Genomic DNA, 7,852 nt, shown 5'->3' with positions numbered 1-7,852 from the left:
TGGTGGGTGGTGTGGTGGTTGCGGTGATGGTGGTGGTGAAGGTGGTTTGGTTGTTTTGGGTGCCGGTGATTTCGGTGGTGGTGTGGTTGTTGTGGTGTGTGTGGTGGGTGGTGTGGATGGTGCAGGGTTGGTCGAGTTCGGTGTAGTGGTGGAAGTGGGTGGTGGTGTGGGTGGGGGTGTAGTGGGGGGTGTTTGCGGTGTTGTAGGCGGCTTGGTGGGCGGCTTCGATGAGGACCATGCCGGGGATGTGGTCGCCTGCATGGTCGAAGAGGGTGGGGTGGTCGAGGTTGGGGGTGAGCAGCCATTGGTGGGGCTGGCCGGTGGGGGTGAGGACGACGTCGGCGGGGGTGCGGCGGTTGACGGAGGCGGGTGTCATCGGCTGACGCGGTCCCGTGATCGTGGTTGCTGCCGTATTCGTAGCCGCAGTTGCACCCGTGCCTGGCGTACCGGAGGTGCAGGCCGTTCCGGCTGCTGGGGTTGAGCTGCTCGTCGTTGTGCTGCCGGGTGTTGTCCCGGGGGTGACGGCTGTGCCGGCCGCGGCCGCAGCTGTGCCTGCCGCGGTGTGGGTCGTTGTCGTGTCCTCTGCCGCGGCTGTGGTTGTGGTGCTGGCCGCGGTGGTGGTTCTGGCTGTGGTGGGCGTGCCGGGTGTTGTCCCGGGGGTGGCGGCTGTGTTGGCCGTGCCGGTCGCGGCTGCGGCCGTGGTGGGTGTGCCGCGGAGGCGGGTGTAGATGGTGGGGTTGATGGTGGTGAAGGTGGCGTTGCCGTGGGCGATGGGGGTGTTGTTGCGGTGGAGGGTGTAGTGGAGGGTGGCGCGGTTGATGGTGTTGCGGCGTTGGTTGAGGTGGGTGCAGTGGGCGTGGATGGTGAAGTCGGTGGGGGTGGGGCCGATGGTGAGGGTGTTCGGGTGGGTGGTGTGGCTGAGGGACCAGAGGATGAAGTGGTGGCCGAGGGGGACGTCGAGGGCGGTGTGGGCGATGGTCATGCCGGCCTGGCGGAAGGTCTCGGCGACCTGGAGGGGGTCGTGGTGGGTGCCGTCGGGGGTGGTGAAGTAGGGGTGGGCGCGGGGCCACTGTCCGGTGAGGGTGTAGGTGAGGTCGCCGTGGGCGGTGCAGGAGGTGAGGAAGACCTCGGCGAGGCTGGCGCGGTGGACGTATTCCTTGGGGACCGTGGTGGTCAGGCGGGGTAAGACGGTTGTCTGCGGGCTGCTTTCGGCGGTGATCAGGTTCATGGCTGTCCCCCGGTCTTGAAGCCGTGTCCGACGCCTCCATAAGATACGGACCTACCGGTTTTGTTGGCCGGAAGCCTTAGGTAAAGAGTTCACCAAGTTCATGGTGGAAACGTGAATAACTGCCTCCGTTTTTGCGGTGTGTCGGGGGAAAGTCCTGCCCGGCCGGGGGTGTGCGCCAAGTCGAAACCTGCTTGACGGTTTTCTTTCGCGTGCTGTGCGGGTGGGTGCGGGGCGGGAACCGGGTGGTACGGGCGCTGGTGTCCGCCGGTGTCCGTGGGGTTCTGCGACCAGGGGGTGCCGGATGGCCGGGGTGTCGGGGCTTGGGGCGGTGGCGGTGAATCTGGACGGTGTGCTGCTGGAGGACACGTTCTCTCCGGTGATCCGCCGTCTCGCGGTGGCGCACGGGGTGGCCTATACGCGGGAGCTGGAGTCGGCGGTGCTGTCGCAGCCGCGGCGGGTGGCGGCGCAGGTGCTGGCGCGGGCGATCGGGTCGGGGGTGGGTGCGGGGCGGGTGACGGGGATGTATTTCGCGGAGCGTGAGCGGTATGTGCGGGAGCATCCGGTGCGGCTGACTGACGGTGCTTTGGGGCTGGTGGGGCGGCTGCGGGGTTTGGGGTGGGACGTGGTGTGTTACGGGGGGTTGGGGCAGCGGCACTTCGACCGCTATCTGGGGGGCTGGCGGTCGTGGTTCAGCGGGCCGGGTTATGTGTGCACGGACGGGTTCCGGCCGGGGATCGCGGAGATCGCCCGGGGGTGTTTCGGGCTGGAGCCCTCCCGGGTGCTGTTCATCGACGACGTGGCCCGGTTCGCCGTTCATGCCCGCGCGGTGCGGGCGCCGTTCATCGGGCATCCCAGCCCCTCGGGGCACGGTTTCCAGCGTGAGGCGATGCGGGAGGCGGGGGTGCGGCATCTGGTGCACCGTCTGGACGCGATCGACGGACCGCTGCTGCACACCCTGGACCGCGAGGCCGCCCTCGACACGGTGTGGCCCCCGGAACACCCCACCCCCACCAGCACCGGCACCAGCACCGGCACCGGCACCGGCACCCCGGCCCTCGCCGGCGCGGGCACGGGTGCGTGTGCGGGTGCGTGTGCGGGCGTGAGTGCTGGTGCGGGGCTGGTGCCGGCGGGGAAGAGTGTCCTGGCCGCGGGTGCCGGCAGTGGTGTCGGTGCGGGTGCGGGTGCGGGTGCGGCGGTCTGTGTGGGTGGCGGGCGGGTGTGAGCGGGCGTGCGACGGGGCTGATGCTGGCGGGGCTGGGGCCGGTCGCCGGTACGGGCACGGGTGTTGGTGCGGGTGCGGAGGGGCTGGTGTCCGCAGGAGTGACCGCCCGGGCCGACGGTTCCGGCGGTGTCAGTGCGGATGCTGCCCGGGCGGGTGCTGGGCTGGAGCCGGCCGGGAGGCCGTGCTGGTCACCGGTTCCGGCAGCGGTGTTCGGTTCGGGTGGCGGGCAGTTGGGGTTGCGGCGGGGTCGTAGCCGGTGGGGAAGACCGCCCTGGTCAACGGTTCCGGCGGTAAGGATGGAGCCGACCGCCAGTGCGGGTGCGGGTGCGGGTGCGGGTGCGGGTGCGGCCCGGGCAGGTGCGGGGTCGGTGTCGGCCGGGTGGGCACGCTGGTCACCGGTTCCGGCAGCGGTATTCGGTTCGGGTCGCGGGCAGTTGGGGTTGGGGCAGGGCGGTTGCCGGCGGGGAGGACCGCCCCGGTCAACGGTTCCCGCGGGAAGGACGGAGCAGGCTGCCGGTGCGGGCACGGGTGTCGGTGCGGAGGCGGCGCGGCTGGTGCCGGCGGGGAAGACGGTCCTGCTCAACGGAGCGGGTGCGGGTGCGGCCCGGGCGGGTACGGGGCCGATGCCGGTCGGGAAGGTGCGCTGGTCAGCGGTGCCGGCACCGGTATTCGGTGTGGGTGGCGGGCGGTTGGGGTTGCGGCGGGGTCGTAGCCGGTGGGCAGGACCGTCCTGGTCACCGGTGCCGGGGGGAAGGACGGAGCCGGCTGCCGGTGCGGGCACGGGGGCGGGTGCTGGTGCGGCGGGCTTGTCGCCGGCCGGGAGGGGCGCGCTGCTCCACGGTCCCGGCGGCCGTATCTGGTGCGGGTGCCGCCCGTGCGGGTGGCGGGCGGTTGGGGGTGCGGCGGGGGTGTCGGCGGTGAGGAGGACGGTTTCGGCCGACGGTTCCGGCGGGGAGAGCGGTGCCGGTCACCAGTGCCGGCAGCGGTATCGGCGTGAGTGTGGGTGGCGGGTGGTTGGGGGTGCGGGTGTGAGCGTGGATGCGGCGGGGCTGGTGCCGGCAGTGAGAGCAGCGCTGTTCAGCGGTGCCGGCGGCGGAATTTGGTGTGGGTCGCGGGCGGTCGGGGGTGCGGCGGGGGTGCTGTCGGTGGGGAGGGCGGTGCCGGTCGGTGGGGGTGTCGTCCGTGTGGCGGGTGCCGGTGCCGGTGCCGGTGGGGGTGCGGGTGCGGGTGTCTGTGTGGCGGGTGTGGGGTTGGGGGTGTGGGGGTGAGTGGGGGTGCGGGGTTGTTGTTGGCGGGGAAGGTTGCGTTGATCACGGGTGCGAGCAGTGGGATCGGTGCGGGTGCGGCGCGGGTGTTCGCGGCTCAGGGTGCGGTGGTGGTTGTGGTGGCGCGGCGTGAGGAGCGGTTGCGTGCGCTGGTGGGGGAGTTGGAGGGGGCGGGGGCGAGGGCGGGCTGGCGGGTGGCGGATGTGCGCTGTTCGGGGGAGGTGCGCTCTGCGGTGGAGTTCGTGGTGGAGCGGTACGGGCGGCTGGATGTGGCGTTCAACAATGCGGGGGTGGGGCTGGAGAGGTCGCCGTTGCATCTGCTGGACGACGATGCCTACGACACGGTGATGGACACCAATGTGCGCGGGGTGTGGAACTGCATGCGGTATGAGATCGCCGCGATGCTCGAGAGCGGCGGCGGCGCGATCGTGAACACCAGCAGTGTGGGCGGTCTGGTCGCCTCCTCCACCGGCGCGCCCTATATCGCTTCCAAGCATGCGGTGATCGGTCTGACGAAGGCGGCCGCGGTGGAGTACGCGGGGTCCGGGATACGGGTCAACGCGGTGGCGCCGGGTCTGACCCGCTCCGAGATGGTCGATGTCTGGCTGCGGGATGCGGATTTGAGCGGGCGCGCTCTGCGGTCGGCGCCGGCGGGGCGGGCGGCCGATCCGGAGGAGGTGGCGCGGGCGGCGGCGTGGCTGTGCAGCGAGCAGGCGAGCTTCATCACCGGGGCGACCCTGCCGGTGGACGGCGGACGCACCGCCTGGTGACCACCCGCCGCCGGCAGCGCCGTGCGGGGCGGGGCGGTGCACTGCAGCGCAGTGAGGTGCGGGGCGGTGCGGTGCAGTGAGGTGTGGTGCGGTGCGGTCTGACCGTTTCAGACGGCAGACGGAGGTGGTAGACGGCAGTTCGTAGAAGGCAGTTGGCCGGCGGCGGGTGGTTGGCGGCGCGGCGGTTGGCGGCGGTGTGGTGCGGGCGGCCACTGTGGGGCGGGCGCCGGTGGTGCACGTGTCGCTGGGGTGCGGGCCGGTGCCGTGGGGCGGGTGGTGGTGCCGGGCGGCCGCTGCGGAGTGGCTTCCCTTGGTGCCGCCGAGAACAGTGTGGGGTGGTCCTGGTGGTGCGGGTGCCGTCGCGGGGTGCTGGCACGGTGCGGGGCCGGTGGTGCAGGGCCGGCGTGGTGCGGGCATGGTGCGAGTGGTGTGCGCGTCGATGGGGCGGTGCCGGTTGGTACCTCGGTCGTGTTCACGGTGTCGGGCCGGCCGGTGTCCACCGGGAGTTCGGCGTGTGCCGGGGCCCGGTGTGTGCGGGGTTCGGTGTGTGCTGGTGGTGCGCGCTCGCGTTGTGGTGGGTGCGGCTGGTGGCGGGGTGGGGGTGGTTGGGGCGCGGGGGGTGGTGGCCGGGTGCGGGTTGGCTTGGTCTGTCCGGGGTAGGAGGCCGACGGTGGGGTAAGGTACCTCACGTTCGGTTTTGTTTTCGCTGGTCTGGAGGGTCCCATGGCACAGCAAGAACGTGCGGTACGGACCCGGCGCGCTGTTGTGGAGGCGGCTGCGGCGGTGTTCGCCGAGCGGGGTTATGCGGCGGCGACCATCGCGGAGATCCTCGAGCGTGCGGAGGTGACCAAGGGTGCTCTCTACTTCCACTTCGGTTCCAAGGAAGCGCTGGCGCGCGGGGTCATCGACGCGCAGATCACGGCCGACTACTGGATGCCGCGTGAGCTGAAGCTCCAGGAGCTGGTGGACATCTGCATGACGCTGGCTCAGCGGATTCCGCGGGATGTCGTGCTGATGGCGGGTATCCGGCTCTCCGCGGACGTGCAGGGGCGGGAGCTGTTCGGCAGTGCGTGGCCGGCGTGGACCGAGCTGGTGACGGCGAAGATCGCGGATGCCAAGGAGCAGGGCGAGGTGCTGCCGCACATCGATCCGCGCGAGACGGCGGAGTTCATCCTCGGCGCCTGGCTGGGCATGCAGTACCTGTCGGAGGCCTACGCCGACTGGGCCGATCTGCCCGAGCGGGCCTCCACTCTCTTCCGTTACGTCCTTCCGGCGATCGCCACCCCGGCCGCCCTGGTCAACCTGGACATCGCGCCGGACCGGGGGCTGCGCGTCATCCAGGAAGCCGGCGAACACCCGGCCGCCCAGGCCCAGTTCACTCAGCCCCGGCATCAGTCCCCGTCTTCGTCCCGGCCTCAGCCCCAGCCGGCGGCGGGCTGACGCGACGCGCTCCGCGCCCCCGGGGGCACCCGCCCCCGGACCCCGCCCGCTCCTGGGCTTCGCCTGCCTCTGGGCTCTGGCCGGCCGCGGACTCCGGCCTCGCGTCCTGTCGTGGATGCGGATTCCGGCCTTCTTCTCTTCTGTCCGGTCGCGGGATGCGGGCCTGTCCGTCCGTCCGGCTCCGGGGCGGTGCCCGCGGGGTGCGGGTTCCGGGCTTCCGTCCGGCTGCACGGTGGTGCCTGCTGGATACGGGGGTGCGGGTGGCGTTCAATCAAACCTGGCGGAAGGTTTCTGTGGCCGGTCCTTTCTGCGGCCGGGGGTGGCGGTGGCGGCAGGTTTTGCGGCGCTCTGTGCGGGGTGCGGGTTTCGCCGTGGCCGGACGGGCCGGGGCGGGCCGGTAACCGACCGGGTGGCCCGTTCCCGGCGGGCGGGCGGGGCGGCGGGGGTGGCTGCTTGTCCGGGTGTCTCCCTGGTGAGCTGGGAACTCTCCGGCCTCGTTGGTGAGGTGTTCCGGGAGGGGGTCGTTCCGCGGAGCAATAACCAACCAGACGTGCGGTTTGGTAAAGTGGGTGTCGGGAATGGGTTGGTCGGCAGGGAGGGTGCACATGGTCAAGCAGGCGCGGGCGGCTCGTACGCGTGAGGCCCTCATCGTCGCTGCGGCCGAGGTCTTCGCCGACAACGGTTATGCGCTGGCCAGCCTGCCCGCGGTGAGCAAGCGGGCCGGGGTGAGCACCGGTGCGCTGCATTTCCATTTCGCCAGCAAGGAGGCGCTGGCGCGGGAGGTGGAGGGGGCCGCGGCCGATGTGGTGGGGAAGATGGCGGCGGGCTGCCGTGGTGATGCGGACACCCTGCTGCAGTCCCTGGTCGACGCGACGTGCCGGCTGCTCGCGGCGGTGGCCGGTGATCCTGTGGTCAGGGCCGGTTTCAAGCTCAGTCACGATCCCTCCCTCAAGGGCGGCGGGGAGGCCGGGGGGCTGGTGCGGTGGTGGTGCGAGTGGGTGCGGGACCTCATCGTCCAGGCCGGTGAGGAGGGGGAGCTGGCCGGCGGGGTCTCGCCCGAGGACGCGGCCGCCGCGGTCGTCGCCGCGACGGTCGGCTTCGAGACGCTCAGCGGCTGGGACCTGGAGTGGGTCTCGCTGGAGCGCACCGCACGGTTTTGGACCTTCCTGCTGCCGCTGCTGGCCGCCTCGCCGCAGCAGGTACGCGTCGAGCCGGGCGGCACCGGCGGCACCGGTGCCACCGGTGGTGCGGGCGGGCCGGAAGCCGGGGACGAAGCCGCCGGGTGACGGGGCGCCGCCCTTTCCTTGTGACGGGCGCGCCTTGAACCGGTGACGCCGGTGGGGGCGAAGAACGGGCGGCCCGGTGGGGGTGGTCCGGTCTCGGTGAGTCTGAACCCGGTATGCCGCCGGGAGCCGGTGGCGCCGAGAGGAGCCGGGAGTGCCGGCGGGAGCTGGCGACGCTGACGGCGGCGATATCGACGGGAGTGCGTGTCTCCCGAAGCGGGCGGGCGCGTGTCGCTCGAAGGCGGGTGCGCCGATGTGGGCCGGCGATGCCGACGGTCGACGGGGCCGGTGGTGGGCGGGACAGATGGAAGCCTGTGCCGCCCGAAGCTGCGCCGCCGGTGATCGGCCGGGGTTGATGGAAAGCGGGAGCCGGCCGATGCCGTCCCAGGCCGAGGCCGAGGCCGAGGCCGAGGTCGACGGAAACCGGGAGCCGGGAGCCTGGAGTCGGCAGGTGCCGCCCCCGGGCTGGTGATGCCGGTGTTCGACGGGGCCGACGAGGGCTGGAAGCCGGGAGTGTTCCAAGCCGGCGGCCGACGGGAGAGGCTGGCGGCATCGGCATCGGCGGCTGCCGCCCCCGGTCGGTGGTGTCTTGTTGCCGTTGCCGTTGCCGTTGCCGTTGCCGTTGCCGTTGCCGTTGCCGTTGG

Annotated in this window: 5 protein-coding genes; 4 read left to right on the top strand and 1 reads right to left on the bottom strand. The window is 72.0% G+C overall.

What is annotated here, in order from left to right; genetic code table 11:
- A partial coding sequence (locus tag ACFYYF_RS30155) for an AfsA-related hotdog domain-containing protein (RefSeq protein ID WP_388780686.1) occupies positions 1-1,228 on the bottom strand: 1,228 nt, incomplete at its 3' end.
- Positions 1,229-1,562: 334 nt separating this feature from the next.
- Between ACFYYF_RS30155 and ACFYYF_RS30150 the strand changes: the two genes are divergently transcribed.
- From ACFYYF_RS30150 to ACFYYF_RS30135, 4 genes are all read left to right on the top strand, one after another.
- The gene (locus ACFYYF_RS30150) at positions 1,563-2,450 is read left to right on the top strand and encodes an HAD family phosphatase (protein WP_388780685.1); all 888 of its coding nucleotides are present in this window, start codon (positions 1,563-1,565) and stop codon (positions 2,448-2,450) included.
- A gap of 1,258 nt (positions 2,451-3,708) precedes the next feature.
- The gene (locus tag ACFYYF_RS30145) at positions 3,709-4,485 is read left to right on the top strand and encodes an SDR family NAD(P)-dependent oxidoreductase (protein ID WP_388780684.1); all 777 of its coding nucleotides are present in this window, start codon (positions 3,709-3,711) and stop codon (positions 4,483-4,485) included.
- A 723-nt stretch (positions 4,486-5,208) separates the two neighbouring features.
- Positions 5,209-5,925, top strand: a complete 717-nt coding sequence (locus ACFYYF_RS30140) for a ScbR family autoregulator-binding transcription factor (protein WP_388780683.1) — start codon at positions 5,209-5,211, stop codon at positions 5,923-5,925.
- Positions 5,926-6,530: 605 nt separating this feature from the next.
- Entirely contained in the window at positions 6,531-7,211 is a 681-nt protein-coding gene (locus ACFYYF_RS30135) for a ScbR family autoregulator-binding transcription factor (protein ID WP_388780682.1), read from the top strand.
- Positions 7,212-7,852: the final 641 nt, after the last annotated feature.

This window comes from Streptomyces sp. NPDC001914 (genome assembly GCF_042891215.1).
In the GTDB taxonomy this organism is placed as follows: Bacteria; Actinomycetota; Actinomycetes; order Streptomycetales; family Streptomycetaceae; genus Streptomyces.
Note: the sequence above shows the minus strand (reverse complement) of the source record. Positions and strands in the feature narration are given on the sequence as shown.

Bases quoted from the DNA above. Each gene is read 5' to 3' on its own strand.
- ACFYYF_RS30140 (WP_388780683.1), top strand. From the start codon at position 5,209: ATGGCACAGCAAGAACGTGCGGTACGGACCCGGCGCGCTGTTGTGGAG.
- ACFYYF_RS30135 (WP_388780682.1), top strand. From the start codon at position 6,531: ATGGTCAAGCAGGCGCGGGCGGCTCGTACGCGTGAGGCCCTCATCGTC.